8 protein-coding genes are annotated in these 16,678 nt (G+C 43.8%); all 8 read right to left on the bottom strand.

The genetic code is table 11. The features are described from left to right. Positions 1–12 precede the first annotated feature (12 nt). The 8 genes from HDC92_RS16505 to HDC92_RS16540 all read right to left on the bottom strand — a co-directional run bounded on the left by HDC92_RS16505 (position 13) and on the right by HDC92_RS16540 (position 16,675). Positions 13–2,802, bottom strand: coding sequence for a polysaccharide lyase family 8 super-sandwich domain-containing protein (locus HDC92_RS16505; protein ID WP_183876114.1), 2,790 nt, complete (start codon positions 2,800–2,802; stop codon positions 13–15). A gap of 16 nt (positions 2,803–2,818) precedes the next feature. Further along, a complete protein-coding gene (locus tag HDC92_RS16510; protein WP_183876116.1) occupies positions 2,819–6,085 on the bottom strand; it encodes a glycosyl hydrolase in 3,267 nt (1,088 codons plus the stop codon). A 154-nt stretch (positions 6,086–6,239) separates the two neighbouring features. Continuing rightward, positions 6,240–8,441, bottom strand: coding sequence for a family 78 glycoside hydrolase catalytic domain (locus HDC92_RS16515; protein WP_183876118.1), 2,202 nt, complete (start codon positions 8,439–8,441; stop codon positions 6,240–6,242). Then, positions 8,438–9,307: an alpha/beta hydrolase gene (locus tag HDC92_RS16520; protein ID WP_183876119.1), complete on the bottom strand. Its 870-nt coding sequence runs from the start codon at positions 9,305–9,307 to the stop codon at positions 8,438–8,440. Before HDC92_RS16520 ends, HDC92_RS16515 begins: the two co-directional genes overlap by 4 nt. After that, positions 9,300–11,690, bottom strand: a complete 2,391-nt coding sequence (locus HDC92_RS16525; protein WP_183876121.1) for an alpha-L-rhamnosidase C-terminal domain-containing protein — start codon at positions 11,688–11,690, stop codon at positions 9,300–9,302. Before HDC92_RS16525 ends, HDC92_RS16520 begins: the two co-directional genes overlap by 8 nt. A 27-nt stretch (positions 11,691–11,717) precedes the next feature. Next, complete coding sequence (locus tag HDC92_RS16530) at positions 11,718–13,325, bottom strand: glycoside hydrolase family 28 protein (RefSeq protein WP_183876123.1); 1,608 nt, start codon at positions 13,323–13,325, stop codon at positions 11,718–11,720. Between the two features lie 31 nt (positions 13,326–13,356). Continuing rightward, positions 13,357–14,463, bottom strand: coding sequence for a glycoside hydrolase family 105 protein (locus tag HDC92_RS16535; RefSeq protein ID WP_015809777.1), 1,107 nt, complete (start codon positions 14,461–14,463; stop codon positions 13,357–13,359). A 55-nt stretch (positions 14,464–14,518) separates the two neighbouring features. After that, positions 14,519–16,675, bottom strand: coding sequence for a polysaccharide lyase family 8 super-sandwich domain-containing protein (locus tag HDC92_RS16540; RefSeq protein WP_183876126.1), 2,157 nt, complete (start codon positions 16,673–16,675; stop codon positions 14,519–14,521). Positions 16,676–16,678 lie beyond the last annotated feature (3 nt).

Consider the following 16,678-nt stretch of genomic DNA (forward strand, 5'->3'; position numbering starts at 1 on the left):
TTACTGATAAAATTACTCTTTGATGAACTGCTTCCGGATAACTTTGCCCTTATCGTAAATTCTCAGAAAATAATTAGGCCCATTTTGCAGCTCGCTTACCTCTACCGAATTCCCGGTCACCGTTTTATATTTACGGCCCCACAGGTCATAAACCTCAATTTTCGCGTCTTTAGAAACACCCTTAACTGTAAGTGTTGAAGTAGCAGGATTAGGATAAAGCATGATTTCATTGTTCTGCTGATCGGATTTAGCCATAAGCGATCCATCGTTAACAATGTTATAAAAACCTGTATTCGTTTTCCCTTTTTCATCTCCGGAATACATAGACAGGTTGATGGCAGTTTCTCCGGCCGCATAAGATGTGCCGGCACCGGTTAAGTGCAGGTTAAGCGTAATGGTAATGTTGGAGCCGGTATACTCCGGATCTGAAACAGAGATCCGGTAATTTGTTGAATATTTCTTGACCTGCACTATCGCCTTTTTATCCGATTTGATTACCAGTCCATCTGGCATGGTTACCTGACCAGCACCATAGAAAACTGCAGCGTATTGCTTATTGGTGCCATTATGGTAAATGGCCTGTACGGTAGAAGTGTTACTTGCCAGTTCGAATCCGTGACTGGCGTAAAGTGTCGTCATGTCACCGGCAGACTTATTGGGAGCTACGATATAATAATAGGTACGGTTGGTTGGCGTAGGGCTGTGTCTTACGTAAAGGTTGAACATTTGGTTGGTAACACTGCCGGTGCCCCCGCCCAGACTTGCCCAGGTACCCGTTTGAGATTTATTTGTAAGGGAAAAGTACCCACCATTAGGAAACAGATATCCTACCTGTCCATGGTTCACCCAGTTTAGTTTATTGGTTGTGAGCGAATCGCCCGAGAAGGTATAAGTAGAACCATCGTCCCGAATGGTAATGGCCCCGTCCAACTTGGTCTGATTTATAGTTGTTACTATTTCGTTCGATTTTGATGCGGTAATGCTATTGCCCACACACACCATCATGTTCTCCAGCAAGAAATAGGCTTTATTTGCGGTAACCCCCCTTTTGTTGTCCTGCTGAAAGGCGATGATCCCTACTTCGTTGACCGAAAGACCACCCCCATAGACATTGGAGGCAGTCACATAACCCTCTACTGTTCCAAAGGTGGTTGATGCGGCTGCCTCGCTCATTTCGGACGTAGTACCAGGAATACGCGACCAATTCCAACTGGGAAAAATGTTATCATATTCGTTGCCGGTAACCAGGATATTAGTTGCACCGAAAGGCAAATTCCAGCCTTTTAAATTTGTCCCCTTAATGGCCTCTGTACCTGTATTACGTGAAGAAGTAATCTTTGCGGACATATAGAAATTCGCTCCCCGACTGACCACCATATCCGATAGCCAAAAATGTTTCGCCCTTGAAAATGGGAACGCAGCTCCAGCCAGATGCGCCTTCCAGCTCTGATAAGACGCATTGTTTACGGGATCATTTACAGCTTGTGTATCCAATAAACCTGCAGAGATCTTATTTAAAAGACTATTGGCACCACTAACCGACCTCCCAATAATTCCAAAGTCCAGCGTGTTGCGGTAGCTGAGATTGCGAAGGCCACCTAATATCACTCCCCTGAGGTTGTTTTTATAAGTTGTCGTATAAATCGAATTGAAACTAGTTCCCGCAGCGATATTGAGATACTTCACCTCATCATCTACGAATATCATTCCATAGCTGCCTGTTTGGATTTGGGTTCGATGCTGGTGGAAACTGCTATCCATCCGGATGCCCTCGGTTATGCTCATATTGGCAATATTTAACCCATTAACCATACTCTGGTAACCTTTCGTAACCGTTTTATAACTGTCCATCACCAATCCCTTTCGTATCATCGTTGTAGAAACCCAAGATCGGTTGGCACCTCTGTGGTCAGAATTATCGGTTTGGTCAACTACAGTTGCCGCATAAGTCATAAGAGAATCGTTTGGTATCGCTCCTCTCATCAGCAGCAGAGCCGACACCACATTATTCGGCGAACGTATTTCATTATCATGCCAGTTAGATGACACGTAATTAGCATTGATAAAGTGTCTCATGGCCAACATAAATTTGGCAGGTACATCAGGATGATTATACAAAACATTTGACGGATTGCGATAAGCCTGTGCCAGGCGATTTAGCCAAAGCGTATGTCGCGGCCAATTGTCACCAGTATAATTTACACCAGGCCATTGTCCATTAGGCAACATCGTTGTAAGGAAAAAGGTAAGATCCTGCTTTTCCTGCTTAGAGTATTGGCTGATTAGCCTGCCGGCAACAGTATCCATATCTGCCTGTTGGCTACTGGTCGGATCCCCATCCCCATAAACCTTAAAATCTGAAATCCGATACCCAGCCGTATTTGCCCTGCCGCGTCCGTTAAACCTGATATACCTATACCAACCATAGGTTCCGTTTATAGTGAGCAGCGAAAGGCTGTTAGTGGGTGGAATTGTTTTTAGTGTATTCCAGGTTATTCCATTTGTTGAACCCTGGATATCAAAAGTTACGGCATATCGTCCGTCGGCAAATTGAATAACAACATGGTCTATATCCCGAATACTCCCGAGGTCTACCGTGAGTGTCTGGATATAACCATTAGAAGTTGATGACCAGTAAGTGGCCGTATTGTTATCCACGGCGTTAGCAGCGAAGTAGGAACCTTCTGTTGTAGATGCTGATGCCGGTTTATTCAGCGACAGCAATGTTTGCGCAGCCGCGCCAAAAGCAATGCCAAAAATCGGGAGCATGGCAAGGAGCAGAGATCGTAAATTTAATTTCATACATGATTTGGTTAGGTTAATATTTAGTCACGCTTATAAACCCCGGGCCTTTTAATCCTGATGGTTCGAGCATACTTTTCGGGTGATAAGGGTTGTCATTTGTCCAGGTATTCCGTTCTTCCGGCGGCAACATGCTATCGCCGATCAGACGGTTTACCCAGGTGTTCGCCACACTTATTTCAATGGTGTTCAGTCCCGGTTTTATGGCTTTGGTGATCTCTACCCTCCATGGTGCTGTCCATGCACCTCCTACATCAACACCGTTTACTTTTACTTTGGCAATAACCTTTACTTCTCCCAAATTCAGGTAAACGTGCTGAGCGGTAGTGGCTTTCTTTAATTCAACAGAATTGCGATAAACAGCCGTACCCGAATAATATTTGATCTCGTTATTGGTATGCTGCGTCCAATCGAGCAGCTCATTAAATATTACCGGCTGTACAGGACCGCGCATCTTACTGTCAAAGGTTACTTTCCAGGGTTTTTCAATTGTTGCCCATGTAAGCTCCTCCGGATTATTTAGTGTTGCGGTATGCTGTACTTTGCGGGCGGTTTTTTTAAAGATGATAAATGTACTCTGCAGCTTGTCCAGCTTTAAAGGGATAGTAGTTATCCCATTTTTATGTTCGTATTGGGGCAGGGCACGTGTTGTGCCATCAACCGGGTCCCAAAGCTCCGGCTGCTTATTGCCCACCCTGAATTCGGAAAGCACACTGACCGGCTTGTTTTTCTGGTTACTTACATAATAGATCTCGGCCTCGGGTGTTGTCCGATGGATAAAAAGAATAGAATCGGTATAATTTGTTTTGTAGTCAGGAACGATATTAAGCCTGTTCAATGCAGTGGAAAGATCCATACCATAAAGTACCTGCCCCTTACCATATTTGTGAGCGGTTATGGTTGTTCCGTTAATGTTGCCCCAAAGTTCTTTTGCCATAGCAGACACGAGCTGATCGGCCAAAGGATAATGTTCCAGACTTGGCGAACGCTTAGGGGCAGGGCCCATAACCGCAGCACCCTGACTTACCAGGTTACGGATTTTTTCCAGTAATTCCGGCCGCATTGTTTCCAGTGCAGGCAATACCAATAAGCCATAGTTCATCCCGTCAGGCAAGAACAGGCGGCCGTTTTTAACAGAGAGCCGGTTTATGATCACTTCAGCATTGATGTAATCAAAAGAATATCCGGATGGTAATGCAGGCTCGGTTATCCCGGTCATTTTAGGTGCATCCTCTCCAATAAAATAAGCCACATCTGCCACGTACTTTCCTTGCTGGAGCATAAAATTGCATCGTTTTAAATAGGCTGTAAACAGGTCCAGATAATTGAACCAGGTATTGTGCCTGTTAAATTCGGTACTAAAGTTGGCGTTAACACCGGGCATCCTTTCATCGGGTTGCTGAATGAATACATGGAGCAGCGTATTGTTGATCCCTTCAGTAAAAAACCGGTCGCCCCGCTGTTTAATGTAAGCCGGATAGCGGATATACGGTTTGCCACCAGCGGTAAAAGACTCTGCCGATACTTTTGTTTTCCCGTAGATATGTGTCGCAGAAGAGGCCGCCCTGTTTTCGATGTTCCCCAATTCCCCGGCAGCCCAGAATTCTCCGGCAATTTCGTCCGACTGTCCTCCATATTGTAAAAATTCGCCCGGGAAGCCCCAGTGACCGTAATTTTCTAGCCATGTGCGGAGGCCGTTCTGATGGCTGATTTCGCGCAGTCCACCCACATAATCATAGGCCACCTTATCTGCAATGAGCCTTCTTAAATCCCATAAAAACCGATCGGACATGTCCGGGTTACCTACCACCTTTCCCTGTAAGGCAGGTAAGTAAGGCAGGGGATCATAACCATACCTGGCCTTAAATTTTTCGATCAGTCCGTCCGTCCAGTTCTGCCCCCCCGTTTCATAGCTATCCTGAACCACCACCTTCCAGGTCTTTCTGTCAGCGGCTGGTATGCGCCTCAAAATTTCGCCAAGAAAGGAGTCAAAATGAGACCTGAGGTGTTCCTTGCTCATTTTATCAACTTCCAGGCCCGTACCTTCTCTGGAAGCAGGACTGTTGTTTACCCCGGTCGGTGTCATCCCCATTCTCATAATAACCCAGTCTCCGGCAGGAGCATCCCAGTTAAAATTCCCATCTGGCGACATAAACCTGGATACATCCAGAACATTTTTCGGCTCGATCAACAAATTTTTATCCCCAACTACGGGCTGCTGAGGCCATTGGTATTCATTCCAATAAGGAAGGGGTGTTTGGACCATTTTGGCAAAAGTCTTTTCTACATACCGCTCAACCCTGGGCACAGAAGAAAGGATAAATTCCCTGATCCCATATTTAGGGAAAGACTGGCCAGCCAATATGCTTTTTTTCAAAACTAAGCGGAAGTGCGTTGAAGTACTTGCCGGAAAAGAAATCACTATGGCTGCATAGGGATCGAAACCAACATTTAAGGCATTTCTCCTGCGGTCAATTTCAAAGGATCTTATTGTACGATAACCGCCTGCTTCCCTGATCTGAAGCTCGGCAGAAGCGATCATCTGGTAAGCGGCCGGATAAATTGTCAGGCTTCGGGCCGTATACTCCCTGTCTGTCCGGAAGTCTATGCTCACCTGGTTGGCATCTGTTATAGTAATTGCCGTTGAGGTATCGCGGTCTATCAGATTTTGTAGCTGGGGCAATTCGGGCTTAGAGGTCACAACCGGACGAAGGTCTGCCAGCGTGCTGCCGTAACCTTCAGGTGCCCTGAAGGCAACAACCCTGACATCCTGAAATTGAGGCTTGGGTTTTTCCAGCAAGACATTCACCCGGCCCCCGCCCTTAATAAGGGTTTCAGATGAGGTCAGATACCTCATGGACTGTTCTGGCCTGATCCATGGCCCGCCAGACTGGCTCCAGCCCGGACTGTTAAAAATGCCGATCTCTATTCCGAGTTCGCCGGCCGTTTTTAAAGCAAGGTGGAGGATGTCCCACCATTGTTCAGAAAATATTTTTACCTTCCCGTATGGGGTAGAATTGTATCCGATATTCCCGATAAAAGCTCTGTTGATGCCCGCAGTTTTCATCGCTTTAAGATCGCTGACCACCCCTTCTTTTGAAATGTTGTCCGACATCCAGTACCAGTATACACTGGTTTGAATCGTATCGGGTGTTACCTTGAAGCCTTTTTCCAGCGCAGACAAGCCCTCATTTTGCTGACGGTGTTTTCCAGCCTGACCAAAGGTATGGATTGTACAGGCCGCCAATAAAGTCAGGCAAAAAAATGATTTAATTAGCTTCACTATAATTTGGTTAATTGAAATCAACGCTCGGTTTAAACAAATGTAATGGAGGAAAACAGTTATTGCTAATACGATCCAAGCAAAATATAGTACGATTATTACATTTTATTTTTTACACAAGCTACTGGTTATGAGCAATAGACATGATCAAATATTATTTTTTATAAGCGATATGCAATGTATGTTTGCCTGAGCCTAAGTAGTCTACCAGAACTGTTTGATTTTCCCTGGTTGTTTTAACCGGACTACCATCTAACAAAACTTCGTATCTGCTTTCATTTTTAAGCGGGAGGCTTACCTGGGCCGAAGTATTCCCCGGTATTTCAACATCCATAGTGAAACTATCTTTCCTTTGTACATAGGCTACCTTGATCTTTCCCTTAACAGTAGGAACGGTGATACGCGCATGCTCCAGCGATCCTATTTGAGGTTTTATAGAGAACCTTGTCCAACCGGGCGTTATGGGTTCGATACCCATTAGTTTACGCGAAATGATATTTGCAGGCGCAGCACCCCATGCATGGTTCCAATCCTGATTGGGCTTATATTTATTGTCCCAGGCTTCCAGTGTAATGGTACTGCCTACTTTAATCATATTGAACCAGCTCCGGTCGGTTTTTGACGTAAGCAGCGACAAACCATAGTCGCCATCGCAGGCATCATAAACCCCGTCCAATAAAAACTGGCTTCCATAAACACTACAGGCCATGCCTTTCGACCTGATGAAAGCCATAACGCTGTTCTTATGCTGATCGTTTACCAAGCCCAGGGCTAAAGCAAAGGCGTTTGCATGCAATGAAGCGTGATCGGTACCAGTACCGTCAACAAAAATATTCCTGGCCGGGTCAAAAAACATTTTTTGGAATGCGGCTTTAACATTGGCTGCACTTTTCCGGTACATACGGGCATCGGAAGTTTTACCCAGCTGCTTTGCGATCTGTTCCATGAGCACAAGCGCCCGATAATGAAACGCGTTGACTACCGCATTGTACTTTGTAAATACAAAACCATCTGTTTCGGTATTTCTTGGCCAATCGACGATGTCTTTTAAGGTTGCATCCTTCAGATGTATCGAAGCTTTAACATCGTCATTCAATAGCCCGTTTAACGTACTGATCAGTCCTGTTGAATCGGTTAATGAAAGGAGGGTTTTGGCCTGGAGGTCTTTGTAGTAATAAGCTACGGAGCGGATATCCCCGGTATAGAGGTAATCATTCCAGGCGATTAAAACAGATTGAAGGTTCCATTCCGTTGGCCAGGTAGGGTGTGTAATGAGGTATTCGTGTGAATTACGTGCTATTGTAAACTCTTTGTCTACCGCATAATGGCTGAGCTGGTTGATGTAAGCATCTGCTTCATAGGGGATACGTTCCCTGTCGCCATCTACATACATCCCTGTAAAAGACGTTGCCTTTATCGAATACTTACATAAATCCCATATGGCATTCAAGGTGGAATCAGAACTATGGAAGGATGAGCCTTCGTCATCGAATTTATAGTGGACAAACAATCTGGTTAATGACTCTTTTTGTATTTGCTGCTTATAACCTTCGATTTCACAATATCTATATGGGGTTACCTCGCCAACATAAGCAGGCATTTTAATGGCGGCAGGCCTGGTATTGATGTTATCTTTATAAATACTGAGTTTGTAGGTGTGTGTACCTTTTTGCAATACCAGAACATATTGTGCATAACGGATTTTTCCAGGGGGCTTCCGGTCAATGTTGCCATCCTTATCCAAAATTTCGCCCAAACGTACAAATACGGTATCACCTCCAAATGTTGAAGACAGCTGAAGTTTGAGCTGTGCAAAAGCATCCTTGCCGAAATCGGCCTGGTAAATTTTGCCGATTGCCTTTAATGAAACCGGCTGCTGTTCGGTAATTTGTAAGGGATAAGAGGGATTTTTATAAGCGGACAGCGTATCGCCCGTTAGAAATGATACGGCCCTGGAGTAGGGGCTCGCCGCCTTCTGGCTATCCCATATCTTAACTTTCCAATAATAGCGTGTATTTGGTTTCAGTGTGGTATTTTTTAACAAAACTCCAGCAGATAGGGAGCTCATTATTTTTCCGGAATCCCAAACCTTGCCCACATCCCGGTTTAGTTCTTCCAGATCATCAGACACCAATAGCTGATAAGCTATCTGGACCAACCCTTTCTTTTCTGCAGACAATTCCCAGCTAAAGGCAGGTGTTTTGTTAAATATAAGTACCGGCCGAACATCAACTGTTGCAGCCACCAGGTCACACATCAGTCCCACTGGTGACCCGACCGGAGTGTTTTGAGCCCTTCCGGGAACCATATAGAGGATGGATAACAGAAAAGCCGATATTATTGATTTCTTTTTCATTTCTTATAACGTTCTTTTTTGATCCATTGGATACAATCGTCCATCCACTGTACCTGTGCTTGGGTATTATTCACACCATATCCATGACGCCCTTTCTCGTACAGAAACAACTCTACCGGAATGCGATACTGCCGCAGTGCGGCGGAAAAATAAAGACTATTTCTTACGTCTACAATTTTATCATCCATTCCGGAACTAAGGTAGCTGGGCGGTGTTTGCATGGTTACCTGCAATTCATTGGAGTATGCCCTGATTTCTTCTGCGGTAATCTCAGGCCCCAGCAGGTTCATCCGGGAAACTTTATGGGTCAATGAATCTGCAAAACTTATTACCGGATAGACCAGCACCATAAAGTCGGGCCGCAATGAAGTGCTTTTCGGGTTATAGAGTTCCGATTCAGCAAAGCGGGCACCCACAGTTGACACCAGATGCCCCCCTGCAGAAAAGCCCATTATCCCCAAACGGGAAGGATCGATCTTATACTGGCCCGCATGTTCCCTCAGGTATTGGATGGCCCGTTGCGCATCTGTTAAAGGCACAATTTCCTTACGTTCCATTCTTTCTGCTTTTGGCAGCCGGTAGTCCAAAAGAAATGCAGTAATGCCTGCTTCCATCAGTTTGTTACAGGCAGGGATGCCTTCAACCCTGTTGGCCCGGCCTCCATAGGATCCTCCGGAACAAACGATAACCGCTGTACCTTTCGCCAGGTTTCGGGCAGGTTGGAAAACGGTCAGTTTTGGCATTTCTCCCCCTTCTTTGGCAAAAGGAATCTGCCCATCGGGATACAGCGGTATCACTTCCTGGGCCCTGAGTCCGATTGCCAGCAGACAAAACAATGTGGCGGTTAAATAATGTAACTTATTCATATTTAAATGTGATTTCCTGCTTTCCTCCTGTTAAAATTACTTTTTGACCCTTGGAAATAAAGATACCATTTAAATTTGCCGGCAATTCAATATGGGCTGAATATGAACTGTCTTTTATTTTTTTGTAACTTACTTTAATAGGTCCAAGTGGATGGGGCAGCTCTCCGGAAACTGCTTTCAGATTGCCCAGATTCGGGCTTATCCTGACGGTAGCAAAGCCAGGTGTTCCAGGCTCTATTCCACATACTGTTGCCAGGAAATCGTAACATGGGCCGGCACTCCAGGCATGGCAATCAGAGCGTACATTAGGCGCAAGTGTTTCCGGGAAAGTACTGAACCCTAAGTCGAGTATTTGCTTCCAGGGACGGAGTGAAGATAAATATAAGGAACCCAATCCTGCCTTTTTCATCGCCTTCGTATAATAAAATCTATAATAAAGCGACGTGGCAGTTAAAGTGCTATCGTTCATGATTCTTTCCATGGTAGCCTCCTGCTCTTTAAAGGGTATGCAGTCTGTAATTATCGACCAGATATTGGCATGCTGACTAAAGGCTTTCCTTTCGGGTGAATCGGCCAGCAATCTGTTGTTTATATCGTAACAGCGCGCATAGACCGCCCTTTTAATTTTTTGGCCCAGGTTATGGTAGTAATCAGCCTTTTGCTGTTGTTTTGCATGTGCAAAAATTTCTGCAGCCTGCTCTAAAGCATACACATACTGCAGGGATAAAATTGATGAATTGCCCTCCAGGCCACCAGATGGGATACCCTTTGGGCTGAACGACCAGTCTACAAAGTTCCAATATCCGGTTTTACCAAGCATCCCTGAATTGTTATCCAGCCTATACTCAAACCATTTCAGAATGGCTTCCATTGGAATGAGGTATTTTTCAATAAATTTCTCATCATCGCGATACCAATAAAAATCATGAAGCATTGCTATCCAGAACAAAGAAAAGGGTGGGATAAATTTACCACCCCCGGCAGGATAGGCATCCATAGTCAATCCATCAGGAATTTGTGACTGATGGAATTGTTCAATAGCGTTTCTCATTAGCCTGTCGTCTCCCGAAACATATAATGAAATCAGGGCTTGTATCCTTGTGTCGCCTACGTATTGCAACTGCTCATAATAAGGGCAGTCCATATACGTTTCGTTAGCACATAATCGGGCGGTGCGCCAGCTAACATCCCATATTTCGTGCAGAGTACTATCGTTTGACGTAAAAAATGCATGCTCTTTAAATGGATAGGCAGTGAATACCGATTGCATTTTGTCGATCACCATCGGTTCACTGCCAGTTGTGATGTCAAATTGTATGTATCGAAAAGTACGTGTCCATAGAGGTCTAAATGTATGGGCTGTTCCGCCATCGGGCAGAAATACATCGTAATACCCTTTAATGGTTTTGTTTTTTATCTCATTTCTGTTCCCTTTCAAGTTCTCGCTATTGAATAACGATTCTGCATAAGTGATCTTCACTTTTCCATTACTTCCTTTACTAAATGTTATTTCAGGATACGCTGTGGTGAGTGTTTTTCTATCAAAAAGAATTGTTGCTTTGGTATTTGCGGGAATGGTGATTGATCCATTTTTATTAAATGAGTTTAAAATTGCCGAAGTGTCTGTTCCTAAAATGCGAACAATGCCAGTAATGGGTTCAATTTTTTCCTCCATCATCGGAATGCTGCGGGGTATCAGCGAACGCTTTTCAGTATAGTATCTTGGTTTAGTTTCAGAAACAGGGCTTAGCCAACTCTTGTCATCATAATTAATATTTTGCCATCCAAAAGGGTAATTTTTAAACACCACACTGTCACAGCTGCCAACAATATATGAAGCCAATCTTGAGGGAGGAAACGGCTCAGGAAAGTAGCCCTTATTTTCAATAATACGCCAGCTATTATTTGTATTGACCATTTGCTCGGCATTGCTGTTCCCCTGTAAAATGAACCCTGTTTGATAAGTTAACTGGGCCGCCGGAGCTCCGGACCCCATATTCCACAGCTGTACCGCAAGCACGTTTTTACCCGTTTTCAAATGTGGTGCGATATCTATGGTCTCATAGTTCCAGTTCCTTAAGTCGCCCCGGGCAGGGCCAAAGCATACTGGAGTACCGTTAGCGAACAAACGGTAACGCTGGTCACCCGAGACATGCACAACAAACTGTTTAGGCCTGGAAGTCAGTTCAAATACTTTTCGCATATGAAACACACCATAACTTTTTAAATTTACATCCGGACAGCTTATCCAGTCGGCATCAAAAGAGCCCCTGGGGTAAACAATGGTCCTGGATTTTACTTGTGCTGTTATAAAGGGGCTGCAGGAAAGAAACAACATCAAAAAAGAAGTGATGCGTTTAGCGATACAGGAAAAATTTGTCATAAGCGTATGGATAAATATTACCGTTTTTTATAAAGACGTTAGCCATCCTTTATATTTTTTAAACCCGGCAATGGCAATTTCAGGTTCAGCTGTGCCATCTAGTTGTATCAATGGTTGGTTTTCAGATTTAAAAACAGGATTGATGACTTTTATATTCTTACTGTTTTTTAAACCAATAGCAGCGGTGTTTCCTTCAGGCACCGGTAAATTTACATTGCTTATGTTAACTCCCAATACGTCATCCAAAATTATAGATGAACGATAATCGGGTTTTCTGACACTTAATTTGATGTGATTTAAAGATAGGTTTTTTACATGCCGTATAAAAAATCCGCTTGCAGGATAGGCCAGTCCGTACATCCTGTTTTCTGGATATGCACCCGGGTTCTCTATCAATGGGGTAATGGCTTCCTGTTGGGTTCCTGCTCCCATAATGTTAAATGCAATGTTGTCTAGTGTTATATTTTCTATGTAATGGCCTGGAAATGCCGTTATAGAACTGGCCATTTTGCTATGACTTGTCGCCTTGATATTTTTAAGCTGAATATTACTTATTTTTCCTACAGCTTGTTGTGCTGTATTGCCTGCAGAGGTATTGTAGAAATTCTTATCGCCCATTGGCTTATTACCTCTATTACCCAATACAATAAATAGGGGTGTTTGTACGTCTTTCATCGTGATATTAAAAATGCTGATGCTGTCAATTATACCTCCGTCTACAGCTTCAAGTGCAATGCCTGAAATTACCGTTATGGGTTGGTCTATAAATTTTAATGTCTTTTGCCAATGTCTGATGGGGTCAGCAGAGGCTTTCTGTATATTGCAATTTGATATGCTGACATTTTTTAATCCGGCCATAGATTTGGTGCCAAATTTAATGGCATTGCAGTTACTGGATATCTTACAGTTTCGGACCACCACATCTTCTACAATTCGTTTCGGATCATGACTTTTAAAACAAATACCATCATCATCAACATCTAAGGTACAGCCTTCTACCAGTACGTGTTTGGCGTCAATATCCATTCCATCCTGATTATAGTTTGACTGGTTATAAATCTTTAAACCTTTTAGCTCAAGAAATTCACAGCCCAGATAGTTTTGTAGCCAGTATGCTGAGTTCTCTAAAGTCAAATCATTCAGCTTAATGTGCTTGCTGTCAATAATTAGCAACATGCAGGGTCTTGAACGGCTTATAGACGTATCGTCATTTCCAAGATTAAATTCGGGACTGTCGCCACTGCCGTTAATAGTTCCCTTACCAGTAAATGAGATGTTACTCACATTTTCCGCAAAAATAAATGCTTTATTAGCATAAAGTTTTCCGTCTTCAAAATGTGTAAAGGCATTTTTGTAGGTCACTTTGTTGTCAGGATAATCTTTAAAAGAAGCGCTGCCTTTAAGTATCGCCCCTTCCTCAATATGTAGTTCTACATTGCTTTTCATATATAAAGTACCTGACAGGTAAACACCTTTCGGAATTACAACCCGTCCGCCCGTTTTGCTACATTCATCTATTGCCTTTTGAATAGCGGCGGTGTTTAAGGTCTTCCCGTCCCGGACGGCTCCAAAGTCAAGTATATTAAAGTTTTTCTCAGTCCTGCAACTATAAATGAATCCAAGAAATATTATCATTAACAGTTTAAATCTATTTTTCATCCCGTTATTATCTGTATAGCTTATACAATTCAGATCCGGCAAGCAAAAAAGCACCCACACCGTAAACATCAGTGCTTTCATAGCCTGCTTTTACCGGTTTATCTCCTATGGGCTGTACATAGCCCAGCTTTCCATCAAGATGGACAGCAGAAAGCAAAGCTTCCCATGCTTTTTCTACTACTGGAAGGTACTTCTTCTTAGGCAGTAAACCCATGTTTATGCCCCATGCAAGTCCATAACAAAAAAATGCGGTACCACTGGATTCTTTAAGACTAAATGTAAGGGGGTCGTACAAAGAGGCATGCCAGCTGCCATCTGGCTGCTGTATAGTTGCTATTTTTTTTGCCATCTCTTTAAATTGCTGCTCATATTTTTTCCTGTTTTCAAAATCAACGGGCATATTGTCCATCATCCTGGCCAGGCCTGCCAGTACCCAACCATTGCCCCTCGACCAAAAAACCTTTTTACCATTGGCCTCCCTTCGTTCAAAAAATCTTGCATCGCGGTAATACAGGCTTTCTTTCCTGTCGTATAAATATCCGGAAGTTTTCCACCACAGCGTATCTGCTTTTTTAAGGTATCTCGGGTCTCCTGTTGCTTTGGAGAGCATGGCCATTCCAGGAGGGCCCATGAAGAGGGCGTCACACCAGGCCCATTCCCGGTGGTTAATTCCCGGCACGACCATTAAAGGTTCGTTAAATTGTTTATTTACAATGGTATCGGCAAGCGCCATCCATTTGGCAATCATTTTAGGCGCCCGATGTTCCATATACATTGCTGTATACATCTGGGCAATGGCATAATCGTCGGCAAAGAGCCTGACTTTTCCAGTGTTCCACTTCAACTCTTCTCCAATATTGTACAAAAACCGATCGTAGGCCGGCCGATTGTCGATTTGTTTCAAGGCGACAAAACCTGTATACATCGCAGCATTTTCCCATTCTGTTTTAGGAAGTTTGATGATCCTGCCCTCTTCCCATTCTTTCATTTGCCAATTGGCTACCTTACTCATCATCTTTAATACGGAATCACTGTTGGCCGGTATGTTCACCTTGGCCGCGGCAGCCACACATAAAAGGCAAGCGATCATCACTCCCGATACTTTTTTAACCATTGTCTTCTATTTACTAACTAATTTACACGGGCTGCATTTAAAACCAATTGTCAATTTATTTTTTATAAAATCTGTTTACGGCACTACCCTGATCGTCACCCTGTGGAAATATAAAGTTAAGTCTTGTTGTACCATTTTCCTGAGAGGGGGCAGCTGCATCTTTTAATAAGCTGAAGGATAAGTTCGCTTCTTTTTGCTGATGGGTAGGATCTGCAAGCGACAACTGATAACCATCCTCTTTCTCTTCCATCATGAATACTGCTTTTGAATCTGAAGAAACCTGCAGATTTTTTCCGAGATCAACTGCTCCCGGTTTGTAAAATACAACAAAATAGCTATGTCCATATTTTACGGCCTGTATATTCTTGTCATTTTTAAGGATTATAAAGCCATTTGCATGAACATGACTTTTAAAGCTTTCTAAAGAACGCTCCGGGCGCACGATATAACAGTAACTGTCTTCGGATGGAGCTGTGCCATGGTTAAGCCACAGACTAAAAACCGGTTTGCTGATGAGCTCCTCACTTCCACTTTGATTGATGGATTTCCAGGAGCCAGTCTGCACAGCGTTCTTCAGGGTAAGGTTTCCTCCGGCAGGAAAGATATAGCCCACACCGGCATGGTAAACCCAATGAAGTTCCACGCCTTTAGAGGTGCTCAGGCTATCTGTAAAGCGGGTTCCTTCTACATTGCCTTTTCCACCAGTAACCACCTCGCCATCCTGATAACATTGATTAACTGAGGTGACCACCTGCTGTGTTCTGATTGCATTGATACCTGCACCCAGGCAAAGCATAGAGCCATCCACAAAAAAATAAGCCTTTTTTGCCTGTACGCCATTATAGCTGTGCTCATAAGCAATTACGCCTGCTTCGCCATTGCTAATCCCTCCTGCAAATTCATTTGTTCCAAACAAATACCAGGGCAATACTGTAGCCGATTGGTTCATCACTGCAGTAGTGCCGGGAACACGTGTCCAGTCCCATATGGGAAAGATATTTTTATATTCTCCTCCTGTCTTCATGATATTGGTTGCCCCCAATGGAAGGTTATATCCTTTCAGGTTCTCAGCGTTTAACATTTCCGTTCCGTTGGTACGGGTAGAGATTACTTTTGCCGACAGATAGTAGTCTTCTCCATGGTAGGTCATGATGTCTGACTTCCAGAAATACCTGCTCCCCAGAAAAGGTTTGGGGAAAGCCGCTCCTTGTATATGGGATTTCCAATCCCGGAATGCCGACTTCCGCTGACTGTCGATGACCATCATCTGATCTAATGTTACCAGACTGATGGGACTTATTGAATTTGGACGGGCGATATTTCTGCCAATAGTTCCAAAGTCGACCGCCCCACGATAACTGAAAAGCTGGTGTCCGTACAAGAGCAGGTCTGAAAATATTCTTTTTTTCTCGGCAGAGAAGGTAGCATGAAAAGAGGTATTTGCAGAAAGGGCCATTAACTTTGCTGTACTTTCTGCAAAGCCCATCCCATATCCGCCTGAATACAATTGTGGCCGGTGCTGGTGAAAACTATTGTCGGTTTTTATGCCCTCTATGCCTTGTTCGTTTGCGATTACCAGGGTAGCAGCTACACTTTGGAAGCCTTTGCCGACTAATAAATAGTCGTTTTCCAGGCATCCTTTGGCAATGGTAATGGCCGACACCCATATCCTGTTCATACCCCTGTGGGCAGGATTGTCTGTAAGGTCCTTTAGATAAGAAGCATAACGGATAAGGTCTGCATTTGCAATCTGGCCCTTCATCAAGATCAAGCCTGCCATATAATCCTGCTGGGCACCTATATCATTGTACCACCAGTTTTTTGATGTTGGCTTTTTATCCAGATAGTAATTATACCCGAGCAGGATTTTTTGTCTTAGTTCTTTGTTGCGATAAAAACCACTGCCTTGCCTGGCATACGCATTGGCCATGAGCATCAGCTTTTTAAGGTGAAGCCCGGCAGGGAAATCATTTGAAACGGTAACATAATCAATACCAGGCCAGCTGCCGTCCTGTTTTAAAGATGAAACTACCGCTTCAACTTTATGGTAATCAACCCCTTCAGCCAGATAATCTTCAGCAAGGCGTTCTGTGATGGTCTTAATATCTTTTGCCCATACCTGAGGGCTGCTTTTATGCTGACCAAAAGCCGATGCAACACCTGTAGGCACCAATTGTATAAGTAAGATAATTATAAAAAGTCTCCTTGCCATTTT

The sequence above is a fragment of the Pedobacter sp. AK017 genome, from assembly GCF_014200825.1.
Classification (GTDB): Bacteria; Bacteroidota; Bacteroidia; order Sphingobacteriales; family Sphingobacteriaceae; genus Pedobacter; species Pedobacter heparinus.